Origin of the sequence: Lacimonas salitolerans (assembly GCF_042677865.1) — a bacterium.
GTDB lineage: Bacteria > Pseudomonadota > Alphaproteobacteria > Rhodobacterales > Rhodobacteraceae > Lutimaribacter > Lutimaribacter salitolerans.
In genome coordinates this window covers 78,076-95,509 of the sequence record NZ_JBHUDD010000052.1, presented here as the reverse complement: position 1 = coordinate 95,509, position 17,434 = coordinate 78,076, and the positions used below count along the sequence as shown (strand labels likewise).

Genomic DNA, 17,434 nt, shown 5'->3' with positions numbered 1-17,434 from the left:
TCGAGTCCAAAGTGGCGCAATAGCGCCACACCGTCTGTGCGCAGCTCCGGCGAAAAGCCGCGCGTTTGCGCTAACCTTTCATTGGTTGCGCTAACTGTGTGAAAGCGTCCTGTTCCTTCACAGAAGCGTCATGTTAAGACGCCCGCATCGGACCACGCGGGCCCGGTCACGAACGCTGTATCCGGCGTTTTGGATTGAAGGACGGAAACGCCGCTTTTGCGCGCGGCTACAGGAGCTTGCAGATGGCATTTGGACGGGTGAACCCGCAATTCCGGCTTGAAGATCAGGGCATCGAAGGGTTGGGCAATGTCTATTACAACCTGATGGAGCCCGCGCTGATCGAAGCCGCGCTCAAGAAGGGTGAGGGGTCGCTGGGCAAGGGTGGCGCGTTTCTGGTCACCACGGGCACGTTCACCGGCCGCTCGCCCAAGGACAAGCACGTGGTCAAGACCGACAGCGTGGTCGACACGATCTGGTGGGAGAACAACGCCGCCATGAGCGTCGAAGGGTTCGACGCGCTTTATGCCGATATGCTGGCCCATATGAAGGGCCGCGACTATTTCGTGCAGGATCTGGTTGGCGGGGCCGACCCGCAACTGTCGATCAATGTGCGCATGGTGACCGAGCTGGCCTGGCACGGGCTGTTCATCCGCCACCTGCTGCGCCGCCCCGAGCGCGACGCGCTGAACAATTTCATGGCCGATTTCACCGTGATCAACTGCCCCAGCTTTCAGGCCGATCCGCAGCGGCACGACTGCCGCAGCCAGACCGTGATCGCGATGAATTTCGACCGCAAGATGATCCTGATCGGCGGCACGGAATACGCGGGCGAGAACAAGAAATCGGTCTTTACCCTGCTGAACTACCTGTTGCCGGAAAAGGGCGTGATGCCGATGCATTGCTCGGCCAACCATGCCGATGGCAACCCGGTGGACACGGCGGTGTTCTTTGGCCTGTCGGGCACCGGCAAGACCACGCTGTCGGCCGATCCCGCGCGCACGCTGATCGGCGATGACGAGCATGGGTGGTCGGATCGCGGCACCTTCAACTTTGAAGGCGGCTGCTATGCCAAGACGATCAACCTGAACCCCGAGGCCGAGCCCGAGATCTTTGCCACGACGGACAAGTTCGGCACGGTGATCGAGAACATGGTCTTCGACCCCGAGACATTCGAGCTGGATTTCGAAGACGACAGCCTGACGGCGAACATGCGCTGCGCCTATCCGCTGGAATACATCTCGAACGCGTCGGAAACGGCTTTGGGTGGTCACCCCAAGAATGTCATCATGCTGACCTGCGACGCCTTTGGCGTGCTGCCGCCGATCGCGCGGCTGACGCCGGCGCAGGCGATGTATCACTTTCTGTCCGGGTTCACGTCGAAGGTGGCCGGGACCGAGCGTGGTGTGACCGAGCCCGAGCCGACCTTCAGCACCTGTTTCGGCGCGCCCTTCATGCCGCGTCGTCCCGAGGTCTATGGCAAGCTGTTGCAGGACAAGATCGCAAAGCACGGGGCAACCTGCTGGCTGGTCAACACCGGCTGGACTGGCGGGGCCTATGGCGCCGGATCGCGCATGCCGATTCGCGCGACGCGTGCACTTTTGACGGCCGCGCTGGATGGCACGCTGAACGACTCCGAGTTCCGCAAGGACGAGAATTTCGGCTTTGACGTGCCGGTATCCGTGCCGAACGTGGCCGAGGTTCTGCTGGACCCGCGCCGCACATGGGACGACCCCGAGGCCTATGACGTGCAGGCGGCCAAGCTGGTGCAGATGTTTGCCGACAATTTCGCGCAATACCTCGATTACATCGACGACGACGTGAAAGCCGCCGCGATCGGTTGAGTCGTTTCGTTCGGTACAGAAAAGCCCCGGTCGCAGGACCGGGGCTTTTGCGTGTCTGGCGGGCCGCGTCGGATGCATGACAGCACCGGGTGACCGCCCCGCAACTGGGATGGCATGTCCACTGGCCCGTGGCGGGTGTCAGGCGACCAATTCGTGCAACGGCATGGACATGACGTATCGGATATCCTCCTGCGCCATGTAGACCATGAAGGCCTCCATCGGCAGGTCCGAGTCCTTGCGACACCAGCGCAGCACGCCCGGTTCGGCATGCATGTACCCCTGACGTTCGGCAAAGCCTTTCCATGCTACACCCTTGGGCATAAAGCCGAAAACCCAGTCCGGCGACCAGCGCAGCATGGCCGTCATGAAGGCGAATCGGCCCAGGACGCTGGACACGCCGCTGCCGCGATACTGCCCGTTCGATCCGTCCAGCCAGACCTCGCCATGATAGCAGACGCGTCCGGAAATCCGGCGTGCACCTGGCCCAGCGCGGTACCTTGAGTTCTCGTAGTCGATGTCGATCGTCGAGGGGGGATATTCCTTGAAACGCTCGCGCAGGTGGTCGCTGAGCGGCTGATCTTCCAGGTGAAGCAGTCGCATCGCCTGCGTGTGGACCACCCTGCCCATAGGGTCGCGCCCTACGACCCAGAACGAATTTGAGGGCGACATCGCCTGCAAATTCGGGTCGAACGGCGCGCCCAGCGGCTGATTCGGGCGCCATTCCTTCAACAGTGCCCGATACTCTTCGAAATCATCACCGACCGTTATGCTGATCTTGTGCCGGGTCAGAATATCCATACTTGCGGCGATAAGCCGCGAGCCATCGTAAACGTCGTGAATCGACATAGGTTCCCTCCAGTGCCGCGTTCACGGGGGAAGCTTAGCGCAAAAATTGTATTTTGAGCATCAAAAAGGTATTGACTGAAGCTTTGGTGGCTCCTTGGGAACAGTCATCAGCAGATCGGGCGGCATCGTGGTTATCTTTTCGGGTGGCAGTTCGGAAATTTCGATTTCGTAAGTCCGCTCGACATAGCTGGCCAAGGCGAATGAGCCATCCGGAAACGAGCATCCCAGCATAAGGCGTTGGAAACTGATGGGATGCAGTCCCTCGGGAAACTCTGTGCCGCGCGTCATCTGGGTGTGCACATGGTCCAGGCGCATTCCATGCGTTGACGCAACGTCCTTGAACGGCTGCGCCAAAAGGCTGGCAAACGACGCTCCGCCCGGCAACCGTTCAAGCGCGCGCCCGACACTGGAGCGCGCCGCCGCCCATCCGTACCAGGACGAGAACGAGCTTTCGTCGCCCACCTCTGCGCAATACCAGACGCCATCATCTTCCCCCAAGCGGTAGACCAGCAGATGTTTGCGTATGGCCTGCATCGACGGATGCTCGATCTGACCGCCAGCTTCGGCCCAGCAGGCCACGATCTGCTGCATGCGCTCAGACCCCGTGCGCCAGATGGCACTGACCGGATGTTGTTGAAGATAATAGTCGAAATCCGCCTGGTCCGTATATGTCGCGACGAACAGGCCGTTCTGATGAGAGCTGTGATTCTGCATCCAGGCAATACCGCGCGCCAACAGATCCTCGGCTTCGGGCAGGGCCCGGGCACCGGCCTCGGTCAGCCTGTATTGACGGTCGATCACTTCGAACAAGGGTTCGCCACGCAGCTCTTCGAGCTGGGCAACGTGCCGGCGCACCGTCTGCCGTGTGCTGCGAAGCTCCTTGACGGCATGTGACAGGTTCAATGTTCGCGCCAGCGTCGTAAAGGATCGCAGCAGCTCGAACAGGATGGACTGGGACGGTTGGACCGGTGTCATGGGCAACAACTACTCTTTCTTTTCGAATCACGACCGAAAGGTCGTTTCCTTACCTCACATACTAAAGTATAATGGGTTACAGCAAAGGTAAATATATCACCCATCAATGGCCAAATCGCGCAACGCTAACGTGCAAAATTCATAAATTGAATGAATCAGAGGATTCGCCATTCTCGCGGAAGTAGCAAAGAGTGAGGATACAGTATGTCGCACCCGGTAGATGTTCATGTCGGTAAGAAACTAAAACACCTCCGCGTTCTGCGCGGACTGACGCAAACCGAAGTCGCCCAGGGCTTGGGGATTTCGTTTCAACAGGTTCAAAAGTACGAACTGGGCCGCAATCGCATTTCTGCAAGCAAACTATTTGAAATATCGCGCATACTTGGTGTTCCGCCGTCGCATTTCTTTGACGGGCTGGAAGCCGAGGACGCAGATAACGAAGTCCTGGATCAGGAGGCGAACAAGATCGCCTCTATGCTGACGCAGATCAAGGATGAGCGTCTGCGCGGGCAGATTCGCACCTTCATTTCCGAGCTTGCCTCGAGCGGGGCGCGGGCCAACTGACAATCACGATGGACCCCGCATGCATCTGTGCGGGGTCACATCACCAAGGCGCGGCGCAGCAGGTTGAGCGCAGCAATCACCAGCACGGCCAATGTGGCGCGGCGGAACGTGGCCTGATCGAATCGATCAGAGAAGCGCATGCCCACCCGCATCCCCAGCAAGGCAGCCGGCACAAGCAGCGCGGAAAACAAGCCCGTCCGCAAGGTCAGCACCCCCGACCCGATATGTGCTGCGGCCAATGCCACCGCACCCAGACCATAGATGACTCCCTGAATGCGCATCTGCGCCGTCTTCGGCGTGTTCAGTGCGGTCAGCAGCATCACGGTGGGCGGCCCCCAGATACCCGACATGCCGCCGATGAATCCGGCAACAGCGCCCACCCCGGCCTGAGTGGCGTTGGGGTGACGCTCTGAGGGACGCGGCTGCCAGCCCGTCAGCTGCAATACGGCGAAGAACAGAATCGGCCCGCCAATCATCATCAGCAGTATCTTTGCGGGCAGTAGCGTCACCATCTGCGCGCCCACCACCAACGCCAGCGCGCCCACGATCAGAAAGACCCTGAAGTCGCGCAGGGCCCGGCCTGCGGCAGATGGCCCCTCGCGCAGGGCCTGCACGCCGTTGGTGGCCAGCGTCGGCATGATCAGGCCGGCCAGGGCCAATTCTGGTGACAGAAAGCTGCCCAGAAGCGAGATCATCACCATCGGCATGGCAAATCCGACCATCCCCTTGATCACGCCGGCAAGAAATGCGGCCAGACTGGCGGCCAGCAGCACCATAAGTGTGATATCAGGGGGTAGAAATGCCATCCCGGTGGCTTACTATCGAAATCAGACCGCCACCAGAGCCGGCGGACGAAATTTCAACGAGCAACATTCGAATATGCCGCAGGGTAGATCGGGTATTTTTGTTGCGCTGCAACTGCGAAGTGGCTAAGACACGGTCCAGCAAGACAAAGGATTTGTACCATGGCGCATGACGGACAGGACATGGCTGTAACCCAGCCGGTGATTTTCCCCGACCTTTTGACACTGACCGGCGCGGCTGTTGCCCCGGCCGAGCGTATCCTTGAAAAGGCCACGGCCCGTGTGCGCGACGCGGTCTCTGAAGGGGGGCGTGTATCGGGTGCGCTGCTTGAGGCCGAGCAGACGGCGGCGCACGGGCTGGCGTGGCTTGCCACCTATGTCGAATCGCTGCGCCAGATGCAGAAATGGGCCGAGGCGTTGCAGGCCGATGGCAAATTCGGCGAGATCGAGCAGCTGATCCACCAGATCGCCTTTGGCGAATACCTTTGGCAAATCTACGGCGGCATCCAGATGAACCAGGCCGAAATCCTGCGCCTGCAGGATCTGGGCATGGGTCAGGACGACATGCGCGACCTGATGGAACCGGCGGTGATGACCCTGACACAGGGCGGGAACACGCAGGCCGCGCGCAGCCGTCTGGTCGCGTTGATGCAGGATCAGTCCGCCGCCACCATGTTCGGTGCCTCGGGTCTGGACGAAGAGCTTGAGATGATTCGCGAGCAATTCCGCCGCTACGCTGTCGAGCGGGTGGCCCCCCATGCCCATGAATGGCACCTCAAGGACGAGCTGATCCCGATGGAAATCATCGAGGAACTGGCCGAAATGGGTGTGTTCGGGCTGACCATCCCCGAGGAATTCGGCGGACTGGGCATGTCCAAGGCCTCGATGTGCGTGGTGTCCGAAGAGTTGTCGCGCGGGTATATCGGCGTGGGGAGCCTTGGCACGCGCTCCGAGATCGCGGCAGAGCTGATCATCGCGGGCGGCACGGACGAGCAGAAGCAGAACTGGCTGCCGAAACTGGCCAGTGCCGAAATCCTGCCGACAGCCGTGTTTACCGAGCCCAACACCGGCTCCGACCTTGGGTCGCTGCGCACCCGCGCGGTCAAGGATGACAACGGCGACTGGAATATCACCGGTAACAAGACCTGGATCACCCACGCATCGCGCACCCATGTGATGACCCTTCTGGCCCGGACAGAACCCGACACGACCGACCATCGCGGGCTGTCGATGTTCCTGGCCGAAAAGACACCCGGCACGGATGAGCATCCTTTCCCGACCGATGGCATGACCGGCGGCGAGATCGAGGTTCTGGGCTATCGCGGCATGAAGGAATACGAACTGGCGTTCGACAACTTCCACGTAAAGGGCGAAAACCTGCTGGGTGGCCAGACCGGGCAGGGGTTCAAGCAGTTGATGCAGACCTTTGAATCCGCCCGCATCCAGACCGCTGCGCGGGCCATCGGCGTGGCGCAGGCAGCGCTGGACGTGGCGATGAAATACGCGCAGGACCGCAAGCAGTTCGGCAAGGCACTGATCGCGTTCCCGCGCGTCAGCAACAAGCTGGCGATGATGGCGGTGGAGATCATGGTGGCGCGGCAGCTCACATATTTCTCGGCGTTTGAGAAGGACAACGAGCGGCGCTGCGATCTTGAGGCCGGCATGGCCAAGCTGCTGGGCGCGCGCGTGGCATGGTCGGCCGCCGACAACGGCTTGCAGATCCACGGCGGCAACGGCTTTGCGTTGGAGTATGAAATCAGCCGTCTGCTGTGCGATGCGAGGATTCTGAACATCTTTGAAGGTGCAGCCGAGATTCAGGCGCAGGTGATCGCACGGCGTCTGCTGGGCTGAACCGACTGCTCTTGACGGAAAGGGGCCGCGCCAGTCGCGGCCCTTTTTTTATTTTCGGATGAAATGCAGGCGCTTGAACGTCTTGCGCCACTTTGCCACCTCGGGCGCCAGCGCGGCGGGGTCGTTTGCGCGCAAGGCACTGGCGATCAATGCGGCAAGGCGCGGGGCATCCTCGGGGATCATGCCCCAGCGCACCAGTTCGGGTGTGCCGATGCGCAGCCCGTTCATGTCACCCGGCACCTCCGCCGTGGGCAGGCCGATGCCACAGGCCAGAAAACCGGCCTGCCGCAGGGTTTTCGACGCGGCCTGCCCGCCGCCGAACCCGTGCGCCAGCAGCGCGAACTGATGGCTTTGCGTCGCACCCTTGTGGGCGGCAAAAACCGGCAGCCCCTCGTCCTCCAGCGCCCGCGCCAGGGCTTGCGCCAGCTCCACCATCGTCCGCGCATAGGCCTTGCCGTGATCGCGCCAGTCCAGCAGGGACATGGCCAGCGCCGCCGATTTCGCCGCGTCGAAATTGGCCGTCATGCCGGGAAAGGCGATGGCATCCAGCTGCTGCGCGATGTCGGCGTCATTCGTCACGATCAGCCCCGCAGGCGGGCCGCCAAGGGATTTATAGGTGCTCATCGTCATCAGATGCGCGCCCTGATCCAGCGGATTGGGCCATGCGCCACCCGCGATGATCCCGCATTGATGCGCTGCATCGAACAGCACATGGGCCCCGACGCTGTCGGCAATCGCGCGGATCTGCGCCACCGGATGCGGAAACAGGTTCAGCGACCCGCCGATGGTGATCAGCCTGGGCTGCACCCGCTGCGCCAGTGTGCCCAGACCGTCCAGATCGACGGTATAGCCATCGGCATTGACCGGGGCAGGGTGGATATCCAGCCCATAAAGCCCCGCACAGCCTGCCGCATGGTGCGTCACGTGCCCGCCCATTGATGCGGGCGGCACGATGATCGTGTCGCCGGGTTTGCACAGCGCCATGAACCCGAAAAGGTTGGCAATCGCGCCCGAGGGCACGCGGATTTCGGCAAACCGCGCGTTGAAGACCTCGGCCGCCAGATGGGCCGCGATCACCTCGATCTGCTCGATCGCCTCAAGCCCCATTTCATACTTGTCGCCCGGATACCCCAGCGAGGGGCGCGAGCCCAGTCCACTGGCCAGCAGCGCCTCGGCCCGCGGGTTCATCACGTTGGTGGCGGGATTGAGGTTGAAGCAGTCGCGCTCGTGTATCTGGCGGTTCTCCACGGCCAGCGCCTCGATGCATCTGGCGATGTCGGCGCTGGACGATTGCGCCGTGGTGGTGGCGATGGCGGTGATGTAATCCTCGATCTGCGGGGGCACCCAGTCGCGTCTGGCCAATGTCATCCTACACCTCCCCGGCAAAGGCCGCCGTCAGCGCGATTTCCACCATCTCGCCAAAGCTGCGTTCGCGGTCCTCGGACGGCAGCGCCTGATGCGTCAGCAGGTGGTCGCTGACCGTCAGAACCGCCAGCGCGCGCACGTCGTGACGGGCGGCAAGGTTGTACAGCTCTGCCGCCTCCATCTCGACCCCAAGGATGCCGTGGCGGGTCATCAGCTCGTTCAGGTCGGGACGCTCGTCATAGAAGACATCGGCGGAATAGACGCCGCCCACATGCGGGGTCATGCCGCGCGCCTCGGTTGCGGCAACGGCGGCGCGCAACAAAGGCCAATCGGCGCAGGGGGCGAAATTCAGTTCTCGGAAAATCCCGCGAGACGGGGTGGACATGCTGCTGGCGGTCATCGCAAGGATGATGTCGCGCAAGCCCACATGGGGCTGCATGGCCCCGCACGAGCCGATGCGGATCAGGGTTTTTGCCCCGTAATCGCGGATCAGCTCGTTGGCATAGATCGACAGCGACGGCATACCCATGCCCGAGCCGTGGATGCTCACCCGGTGCCCGCGCCATGTGCCGGTGTAACCCAGCATTCCGCGCACCCGGTTGACGCAAACCGCGTCGTCCAGAAACGTCTGCGCCGCCCATTCCGCGCGCAGCGGATCGCCTGGCATCAGCACCGTCTCGGCAATCTCGCCCGGTCTGGCCCCGATATGAATGGTCATCAATGCCCCCCTTTGATCTTGCGCGCAGCATAGCGGGCACAGGGGCGCGGGCAATCGGGTTTTGCCCGGCCCGGCAGGGCAGGGTGGGCAATACAGCCCACCCGGCGGATCAACGCTGATATTTGATGAAGGGCGTCAACTCTCCGATCCGGTCGTAGAGCAGCCGGGCGGTGGCGTTGAATTCCTGCGTCGTCCAGTAGACGCCGGGTGTGCCATTGGCATCAGCCGCATCATACACCGCCTCGATCAGGGCGCGTCCCACGCCGGTGCCGCGCACATCGGGATCGGCATAGAGATCCTGCAGATAGCAGATATCCTCGATCTTCCAGTTGTGCGGGTGGAAAATGTAATGCACCAGGCCAACCGCGCGCCCATCCTGCTGCACGGCGATCAGCCCGTTCTGCTGCGGTCGATCGGCGTCAAGCAGGCGGGCGAATGTGGTCTGGTAGACCTCCTCGGGCACGCTGGTCTCGTTGAACTCCAGATAGCTGGTCCAGAGCCTGCGCCAGTCGGCCTCGTCTGCGGCTGTGAGGGGGCGGATGGTAGGCGGCATTCTGTCTCTCCCTTTGAATTCAGGGCAGTCTGTGCGCTTTCCGGCGCGTCGTCCATGGCCGATCCAGCAGAAGCGGTGGCATTATTCCGCCACCGTGTTTGACGCCATTCCCGCGAAGGACCATTTCTATGGCGCGAACTGACAACAACCCAAACGGAGGACCGTTTTGACCTTTAAGCCGAAACTGACAGCAGCCCTGACCGCAATCGCCCTTGGCTTTGCCGCACCCGCCGCCATCGCGCAGCAGGGGCAGGTGCCTGAAATGGCCGCCGAGGATGTGACCCAGGATCAGGTCGATGCCTTTGTCGAGGCTGCAATGGCCGTCGACACCGTGCGCGAGGCCTATGTGCCGCAGATCGAAGCGGCCGAGGACGAAGAGACGCGCCAGAGCCTGCTGGAAGAGGCAAACACCGCAGCGCTGGAAGCGGTCGAGAACGTCGAGGGCCTGAACGGCGACGACTACATGGCGATCGCACGTGCCGCACAGCAGGATCAGGACCTGAACGCGCGCATCGTTGCCAGCCTTCAAGCTGCACAGACCGAGTGATCCAAGGATCGTTCAAAGGCGGGGCACGTAATGTGCCCCGCTTTTTTTGTGCGCTATTCGGCGGCGATTTCCTGCGGATCGGCCAGCGTGACGATATCCATCATGATGGCGTTCAGGTTGAAATCCTTTGGGGTATAGACCTTGGCGACGCCCATGGCGCGCAGGCGTCTGGCGTCCTCTTCAGGGATGATGCCGCCAACGATCACCGGGACATGCCCCAGACCGGCCTCGCGCAGGCGGGTCATCATGTCCTCGACCAGCGGAATATGGCTGCCTGACAGGATCGACAGGCCCAGCACATGCGCCTCGGTTTCCAACGCGGCGGTGACGATCTGTTCGGGTGTCAGGCGGATGCCTTCATAGTCGATGTCCATGCCGCAATCGCGTGCGCGGAATGCGATCTGTTCGGCGCCGTTCGAATGGCCGTCCAGCCCCGGCTTGCCCACAAGGAACTTCAGACGACGACCCAGACGGTCGCTGACCGCGTTCACCGCGTCGCGGATGTCATCCAGCCCTTCGGTCTTGTTGCTGACCGATTTGGACACGCCCGTTGGTCCACGATATTCGCCATGCACGGCGCGCATCTGCTGCGCCCATTCGCCGGTGGTCACACCGGCCTTGGCCGCCCTGATCGACGCGGGCATCACGTTACGCCCCTCGGCAGCGGCGGCGCGCAACTCGGCCAGTGCCTGTTTCACCGCCGCGGCATCCCGCGCGTCGCGCCAGTCGTTCAGGCGGTCGATCTGATCCTGTTCCACGGCCGCATCTACGACCATGATGCCGCCCTCTTCGTCCATCAGGGGGCTGGGTTCGCCTTCGGTGAACTTGTTGACGCCCACGACAACGGTCTGCCCCGCCTCGATCCGGTTCAGCCGGTCGGCGTTGCTGTCCACCAGCCGCGCCTTCATGTAGTCGATCGCGTCCACCGCGCCGCCCATGCCGTCGATCGTGGCCAGTTCGTGCCGCGCGCCTTCCTTCAGCGCCTCGACCTTGGCATCGACGGCCGGATTGCCGTCGAACAGATCGTCGAATTCCAGAAGGTCGGTTTCATAGGCCAGGATCTGCTGCATCCGCATCGACCATTGCTGATCCCATGGCCGGGGCAGTCCCAACGCCTCGTTCCAGGCGGGCAGTTGCACGGCGCGGGCGCGGGCGTTCTTGGACAGGGTGACGGCCAGCATCTCGATCAGGATGCGGTAGACGTTGTTTTCGGGCTGCTGTTCGGTCAGGCCAAGGCTGTTGACCTGCACGCCATAGCGAAAGCGGCGATACTTCGCATCCTCCACCCCATAGCGCGTGGCGCAGATTTCATCCCACAGATCGACAAAGGCGCGCATCTTGCACATCTCGGTGACAAAGCGGATGCCGGCATTCACGAAGAACGAAATCCGCCCGACCAGCAGCGGGAAATCCTGCGCGGGCACGCGCGGTTTCAGTTCGTCCAGAACGGCGGTGGCGGTGGCCAGTGCAAAGGCCAGTTCCTGCTCGGGCGTCGCACCGGCCTCTTGCAGGTGATAGGAACACACGTTCATCGGGTTCCATTTCGGCACATTGGTATAGCAGTATTCGGCCACATCCCCGATCAGCTTCAGGCTGGGCTTGGGCGGGCAGATATAGGTGCCGCGCGACAGGTATTCCTTTATCAGGTCGTTCTGCACCGTGCCTTGCAGCTTGGACACATCCGCGCCCTGTTCCTCGGCCACGGCGATGTACAGTGCCAGCAGCCACGGCGCGGTGGCGTTGATCGTCATCGAGGTGTTCATCTGGTCCAGTGGGATGCCATCGAACAGTGCGCGCATGTCGCCCAGGTGGCTGACCGGCACGCCGACCTTGCCCACCTCGCCGCGCGCCAGCACGTGGTCGCTGTCATATCCTGTCTGCGTGGGCAGATCGAAGGCCACCGACAGGCCGGTCTGGCCCTTGGCCAAGTTGCCGCGATACAGCGCGTTCGAGGCCTTGGCCGTCGAGTGGCCGGCATAGGTGCGGATCAGCCAAGGCTTGTCTTTCTGGATCTCGGTCATCGGGGCCTCCGGTGTGAATCTCTTTGGCAATTTTATTGCGTCAGCGCGTAATAAACCGGAATTTTGTGCCAAGGTCAATTCGCTGCATTGCGGCATGGGGTCATTTACGCCGGGGCCCGTTCCGGTCATGGTGCGCACATGTTTCAAACCGTGCAAATGCCCCTCTGGGCGCTGGTGCTTCTGGTGGGCTTTGCGGCTGTGACCTTTGCGTCGCATTTCCTGTTTCCATCCGTGCGCTGGTTCTTTCGCCGCAGGCTGGAACGCGCCGTGGCCGAGTTGAACAAGCGGCTTGAACGCCCGATCCAGCCGTTCAAGCTGGCCCGCCGGTATGACATGATCCAGCGGTTGATCTATGACCCCGAGGTGACGCGCGCAATCGTGATCCATGCGCGCAAGAACGGCGTGCCGGAAAACGTGGCCTTCGAATCCGCCCGCCGCTATGCGCGCGAGATCGTCCCGGGGTTTTCCGCCTCGCTTTATTTCGGGGTGGCGACGCGGCTGGCGCGGTTTCTGTCCAACGCCCTGTATGATGTGCATCTGGACCATCGTGGCGATGGCGCGCTGGTGGGCATCGATCCCAAGGCAACGGTGGTCTACGTGATGAACCACCGCAGCAACATGGATTACGTGCTGGTCACCTATCTGGCCGCCGACCGCTCGGCCCTGGCCTATGCGGTGGGGGAATGGGCGCGGGTCTGGCCGCTGGCGCGTTTGATCCGGGCGATGGGGGCGTATTTCATCCGGCGGCAAAGCCGGGGTCTGCTGTATCGCAAGGTGCTGGAACGGTATGTGCGGCTGGCCACCGATGGCGGTGTCACGCAGGCCGTGTTCCCCGAGGGGGGCCTGAGCCTAACCGGCGCGTTGACCCAGCCGCGGCACGGTATCCTGAAATACATCGCCCATGGGCGCGGGCCGGATGCGCCTGACGTGGTGTTCGTGCCGGTTGCGCTGAACTATGACCGGGTGCTCGAGGATCGCGTGCTGTTGCAGGCGGCGCAGGACGGGTCGCGGCGGTTCCGGGGGCGGGTGGCCGTCGTGCTGCGCTTTGTCGGTCATCTGCTGTGGCTGCGCCTGCGCGGGCGGTATCGGCGGTTCGGGCGGGCCGGTGTCAGCTTTGGCGCGCCGCTGTCGCTGTCCGAGGCCGAAGGGGACACCCGGACGCTGGCCCGGACCCTGATGGCCCGGATTGCACAAGAGATGCCGGTATTGCCCGTGCCGCTGGTGGCGCTGGTGCTGCAACGGGCAGGTTGCGCGCTGAAGGCCGATACGCTGGCCCCCGCCGCGGCAAGGATGCTGGCGGGGTTGCCCGCGCACCGTCGCCCCGAAGAGCCCGCGCAGGCATTGGTCGACGAGGGGTTGACGCAACTGCGTCGTCGCCACCTGATCACCGAAACCGGGGACCAGATCACGGTGCCCGTGGCTGAACAGGCGACGATTGCCTATTATGCAGCCTCGATCGCACATCTTGTGCCCGAGGATGACGCATCTGCAGCATGATCTTTCTGCATCTGCGGGGTTATAAAATTTCAAAATCAATGATAAGGTGATTGCATTGTTGCGCGACGGGCATTATCCCCTCCGGCAGACGCCGCGATTCTGCGTTGCGGCAATTCAGTTTTGGAGGCTCAAGATGGCGCTGGACAACGACACGGGGATCGCCCCCTACGACGCACCGGAAAAGGACCTGTACGAGATCGGCGAGATGCCCCCCCTCGGCTATGTCCCCAAGCAGATGTATGCCTGGGCCATCCGCCGCGAGCGCCATGGCGAGCCGGATACGTCCTTCGAGGTCGAGGTCGTTGACACATGGGAGATCGACAGCAACGAGGTTCTGGTGCTGGTGATGGCGGCAGGCGTCAATTACAACGGCGTCTGGGCCGGTCTGGGCCAGCCGATCAGCCCCTTCGACGGTCACAAGCAACCCTATCACATTGCAGGCTCGGATGCGTCCGGCATCGTCTGGCAGGTCGGATCGGCGGTCAAGAACTGGAAGGTGGGCGACGAGGTCGTGATCCACTGCAACCAGGACGACGGCAACGACGAAGAGTGCAACGGCGGCGACCCGATGTTCAGCCCGACGCAGCGAATCTGGGGCTATGAAACGCCCGATGGCTCGTTCTCGCAGTTCACCCGCGTGCAGGCGCAGCAGCTCATGCCGCGCCCCAAGCATCTGACATGGGAAGAAAGTGCGTGCTACACCCTGACTCTGGCCACCGCCTACCGGATGCTGTTCGGCCATCATCCGCATGAGCTGAAGCCCGGGCAGAACGTGCTGGTCTGGGGCGCGTCAGGCGGTCTGGGGTCCTATGCGATCCAGCTGGCCAACACGGCCGGCGCCAATGCGATCGGCGTGATCTCGGACGAGAGCAAGCGACAGTTCGTGCTGGATCAGGGTGCCAAGGGCGTGATCAACCGCAAGGAATTCAACTGCTGGGGCCAGATGCCCATCGTCAACAGCCCTGAATACAATGACTGGCTGAAAGAGGCGCGCAAGTTCGGCAAGGCGATCTGGGACATCACCGGCAAGGGTGTGAACGTCGACATGGTGTTCGAACACCCGGGCGAGGCGACGTTCCCGGTATCAACCCTGGTGGTGAAAAAGGGCGGTATCGTGGTGATCTGCGCAGGCACCAGCGGGTTCAACTGCACCTTCGACGTGCGCTACATGTGGATGCATCAGAAACGTCTGCAGGGCAGCCACTTTGCCAACCTCAAGCAGGCCGCCAGCGCCAACCGCCTGATGATCGAACGTCGGCTTGATCCCTGCATGTCCGAGGTGTTCCCGTGGAACGACATTCCGGCCGCGCATATGAAGATGCTGCGCAACGAGCACAAGCCCGGCAACATGGCCGTGCTGGTGCAATCACCCAAGACCGGGCTGCGCACCGTCGCGGATGTGCTGGAGGCGGGCAAGGTGTAAGCGCCTGAACTTTGGTGATTTGTACCGCGCCCCCTTGCTGTGGGGCGCGGTTTTTCGTCGGAACGGGGGTGACGCTCGCGCTGCGCGCATCGCCCCACCCGCCGTCCCGAAACGCCGCCCGCAACCTGCTGGCCCTTGATCCCGGCCCGGTATAGTGTCGCGCCATGACCCTTCCCGCCCTCACATTCTCGGACGATCAGGCCGAAGCCTATGACCGCATCGCCGAAGGTCTGCGCGGCGTGGGCGTGGATATCGAGAACGGCAACCTGACTCCGCGGGTCGAGGGGCAGACCCGGGTCATGGCCGTTCTGGGCAAGGCCGGATCGGGCAAGACGCTGCTTTTGGCCGAGCTGGTCAAGGCCTTGCAGGGTGCGGGCGTCGACATCGTGTCGGGCGATTACGAAGGGCGGCGGCGCAAGGACCGGCGCACACTGGCGGTGCTGGCCCCGACCAACAAAGCGGCCAGCGTGCTGCGGATGCGCGGCGTGCCCGCCACGACCATTCACCGCATCCTGTACACCCCGGTCTATGACCCGGAATACGAGCGTATCGCTGAATGGCTGACCGGCAATGGTGACCGCCCCGAGATCGAGGGCCTGACCGACGAGGCGCTGGACCGCGCCTATCGGTTCTATCAGGCCCAGCCCTCGGTGCCCGGCGCGCTGGCCGCCGCCGGGCTGCGCGGCAGCGATTTCATCACCGGCTGGAAGCGCCGCGAAGAGCCGCTGGATATCGGGTTCATCGACGAATCCTCGATGCTGGATGAACGCCAGTTCGAGGATCTGAAAGAGATTTTCCCGACGCTGATGCTGTTCGGTGACCCGGCGCAGCTGGCGCCGGTGAACGCGCCGGGGGGGATGGTGTTCGAGCAACTGCCCGCCCCGGCCAAGCTGGAACTGCACCGCATCCACCGGCAGGAGGCCGACAACCCGATCCTTGATCTGGCCCACGCGCTTGGCGATCCGCACCTGAGTTTTCAGGATTTCGAGGCGATGATTCAGGACCGCGCAAGCAAGGATGATCGCGTGGTCTGGGCCGAACGGGTCGAGGTGGACCTGATGGCGCGCAGCCCGGTGCTGGTCTGGCGCAATGCCACGCGAATCCGGCTGATCAACGCGTTTCGCGCCGTGCATGACGCGCCGCTGGATGCGTTGCTGGAAGGCGAGCCGCTGATCTGTGATGGCATTGAATTGCCGCTGAAGCATCGCAAGAAGCGGCTGGATCTTGAGGCGCGAGGCCTGATCAAGGGGGCGCAGGTGATCTATCTTGGCCCCGGTCGAAAGCCCGGATTTTCGCGGCTGCACGTGATGGGGGCCGAAGAGCCGCAGGTCAGCGCGGCCAGCATCGTCAAGATCGAGAAACCGGACGAGGAAGAGCCGTTCATCCCCTTTGCCGCCAACATGGGGGCTGCGTTTCTGCATGGGGCGGCGGTGACGATCCACAAGGCGCAGGGCAGCCAGTGGGAGAATGTTCAGGTCTTCGCCCCGGATCTGTTTGTCGCCGCGCGCATGAACCGGACCGAGGCGGGGCAACCATTGTGGAAGCGCCTGGCCTATGTCGCGGTGACGCGCGCGCAGGAGCGGCTGTTCTGGGTGGTGCGCAACCGTCTGAAAAAACCCACCTATCCCCTGCCGGTGGACGATCTGAAATCGGCGGCCCGGCCTGCGCCGCTGGAACTGGAGTCGGAAGAATGAAAAGCATCGTCATCACCGGCGCAAGTGGCGGAATCGGAGCGGATTGCGCGCGCGAATTTCTGGGTGCAGGCTGGCGCGTGGGGATGATCGCGCGGCGTTCGGATGCGATGGAGGCCGTCGCAGATGGTTCAGAGAATGCGGTGATCCTGCCCTGCGACGTGACCGACCCGGCGGCGGTTGACGCGGCCTTTGACAGATTTGCCGCCGATCATGGCCGTCTGGATGTGCTGTTCAACAATGCCGGCATGTTCGGGCGCGCGGCCACGATTGACGAGCTGTCATTCGATGAATGGCGGAAGGTGGTGGACGTGAACCTGCACGGCATGTTTTCCTGCGCGCGGGCCGCGTTCCGGATCATGCGCGCCCAAACGCCCCGGGGCGGGCGGATCATCAACAACGGCTCGATCAGCGCGCATGCGCCGCGCGATCACTCGATCTGCTATACGACGACGAAACATGCAGTCACCGGGCTGACCAAGACGCTGTCGCTGGATGGGCGGGCGTTCGACATCGCCTGCGGGCAGATCGACATCGGCAATGCGCGCACCGATCTGTTGCAGGGGATCATCGACGCCAATCCCGACAACCCGCCGCCCACGATGGATGTGCGAGACGTGTCGCGCGCGGTGCGTCAGATGGCCGAGCTGGGCCCCGAGGCGAATGTGCAGTTCATGACGATCATGGCGACCAAGATGCCCTTTGTCGGGCGTGGATGACCGCGCCCTTGCGGGCGCGT

Annotated in this window: 15 protein-coding genes; 8 read left to right on the top strand and 7 right to left on the bottom strand. The window is 62.8% G+C overall.

Annotation, left to right across the window (positions count from 1 at the left end):
- The first annotated feature begins 242 nt into the window (after positions 1 to 242).
- Positions 243 to 1,841 (top strand): phosphoenolpyruvate carboxykinase, encoded by a 1,599-nt coding sequence (locus ACFTOW_RS09120; RefSeq protein ID WP_379914850.1) that lies wholly within the window; start codon positions 243 to 245, stop codon positions 1,839 to 1,841.
- A 138-nt stretch (positions 1,842 to 1,979) separates the two neighbouring features.
- Here ACFTOW_RS09120 and ACFTOW_RS09115 read toward each other — a convergent pair whose 3' ends face one another.
- Entirely contained in the window at positions 1,980 to 2,687 is a 708-nt protein-coding gene (locus ACFTOW_RS09115) for a hypothetical protein (protein WP_379914848.1), read from the bottom strand.
- Between the two features lie 60 nt (positions 2,688 to 2,747).
- Complete coding sequence (locus tag ACFTOW_RS09110) at positions 2,748 to 3,662, bottom strand: helix-turn-helix domain-containing protein (protein WP_379914846.1); 915 nt, start codon at positions 3,660 to 3,662, stop codon at positions 2,748 to 2,750.
- 204 nt (positions 3,663 to 3,866) lie between these two features.
- Here ACFTOW_RS09110 and ACFTOW_RS09105 point away from each other — a divergent pair, with 204 nt between their 5' ends.
- Positions 3,867 to 4,226, top strand: a complete 360-nt coding sequence (locus ACFTOW_RS09105) for a helix-turn-helix domain-containing protein (RefSeq protein WP_379914844.1) — start codon at positions 3,867 to 3,869, stop codon at positions 4,224 to 4,226.
- A gap of 35 nt (positions 4,227 to 4,261) precedes the next feature.
- Here ACFTOW_RS09105 and ACFTOW_RS09100 read toward each other — a convergent pair whose 3' ends face one another.
- On the bottom strand, positions 4,262 to 5,032 hold the full coding sequence (locus ACFTOW_RS09100; protein WP_379914842.1) for a sulfite exporter TauE/SafE family protein: 771 nt from the start codon (positions 5,030 to 5,032) through the stop codon (positions 4,262 to 4,264).
- 159 nt (positions 5,033 to 5,191) lie between these two features.
- Between ACFTOW_RS09100 and ACFTOW_RS09095 the strand changes: the two genes are divergently transcribed.
- Entirely contained in the window at positions 5,192 to 6,880 is a 1,689-nt protein-coding gene (locus ACFTOW_RS09095; RefSeq protein WP_379914840.1) for an acyl-CoA dehydrogenase family protein, read from the top strand.
- Positions 6,881 to 6,928: 48 nt separating this feature from the next.
- On the opposite strand, the gene ACFTOW_RS09090 is transcribed toward ACFTOW_RS09095, so the two are convergent.
- The 3 genes from ACFTOW_RS09090 to ACFTOW_RS09080 all read right to left on the bottom strand — a co-directional run bounded on the left by ACFTOW_RS09090 (position 6,929) and on the right by ACFTOW_RS09080 (position 9,516).
- On the bottom strand, positions 6,929 to 8,248 hold the full coding sequence (locus ACFTOW_RS09090; RefSeq protein WP_379914837.1) for a serine hydroxymethyltransferase: 1,320 nt from the start codon (positions 8,246 to 8,248) through the stop codon (positions 6,929 to 6,931).
- 1 nt (position 8,249) lies between these two features.
- Complete coding sequence (deoD, locus tag ACFTOW_RS09085; RefSeq protein ID WP_379914835.1) at positions 8,250 to 8,963, bottom strand: purine-nucleoside phosphorylase; 714 nt, start codon at positions 8,961 to 8,963, stop codon at positions 8,250 to 8,252.
- A 109-nt stretch (positions 8,964 to 9,072) separates the two neighbouring features.
- Positions 9,073 to 9,516 carry a GNAT family N-acetyltransferase gene (locus ACFTOW_RS09080; protein WP_379914833.1) on the bottom strand — a complete coding sequence of 148 codons (444 nt, stop codon included), beginning with the start codon at positions 9,514 to 9,516 and terminating at the stop codon, positions 9,073 to 9,075.
- 166 nt (positions 9,517 to 9,682) lie between these two features.
- On the opposite strand from ACFTOW_RS09080, the gene ACFTOW_RS09075 reads away from it, so the two are divergent.
- Positions 9,683 to 10,063 (top strand): DUF4168 domain-containing protein, encoded by a 381-nt coding sequence (locus tag ACFTOW_RS09075; RefSeq protein ID WP_379914831.1) that lies wholly within the window; start codon positions 9,683 to 9,685, stop codon positions 10,061 to 10,063.
- Positions 10,064 to 10,116: 53 nt separating this feature from the next.
- Here ACFTOW_RS09075 and ACFTOW_RS09070 read toward each other — a convergent pair whose 3' ends face one another.
- The gene (locus ACFTOW_RS09070; RefSeq protein WP_379914829.1) at positions 10,117 to 12,084 is read right to left on the bottom strand and encodes a methylmalonyl-CoA mutase family protein; all 1,968 of its coding nucleotides are present in this window, start codon (positions 12,082 to 12,084) and stop codon (positions 10,117 to 10,119) included.
- A gap of 138 nt (positions 12,085 to 12,222) precedes the next feature.
- Here ACFTOW_RS09070 and ACFTOW_RS09065 point away from each other — a divergent pair, with 138 nt between their 5' ends.
- The 4 genes from ACFTOW_RS09065 (at position 12,223) to ACFTOW_RS09050 (ending at position 17,414) form a co-directional block, all read left to right on the top strand.
- Positions 12,223 to 13,581, top strand: a complete 1,359-nt coding sequence (locus ACFTOW_RS09065; RefSeq protein WP_379914827.1) for a 1-acyl-sn-glycerol-3-phosphate acyltransferase — start codon at positions 12,223 to 12,225, stop codon at positions 13,579 to 13,581.
- A 133-nt stretch (positions 13,582 to 13,714) separates the two neighbouring features.
- Positions 13,715 to 15,004 (top strand): crotonyl-CoA carboxylase/reductase, encoded by a 1,290-nt coding sequence (gene ccrA, locus ACFTOW_RS09060; RefSeq protein WP_379914825.1) that lies wholly within the window; start codon positions 13,715 to 13,717, stop codon positions 15,002 to 15,004.
- Between the two features lie 164 nt (positions 15,005 to 15,168).
- Complete coding sequence (locus ACFTOW_RS09055) at positions 15,169 to 16,698, top strand: ATP-dependent DNA helicase (protein WP_379914823.1); 1,530 nt, start codon at positions 15,169 to 15,171, stop codon at positions 16,696 to 16,698.
- Positions 16,695 to 17,414 carry an SDR family oxidoreductase gene (locus tag ACFTOW_RS09050; RefSeq protein WP_379914821.1) on the top strand — a complete coding sequence of 240 codons (720 nt, stop codon included), beginning with the start codon at positions 16,695 to 16,697 and terminating at the stop codon, positions 17,412 to 17,414. The genes ACFTOW_RS09055 and ACFTOW_RS09050 overlap by 4 nt, the downstream gene beginning before the upstream one ends.
- The last annotated feature ends 20 nt before the right edge of the window (positions 17,415 to 17,434 follow it).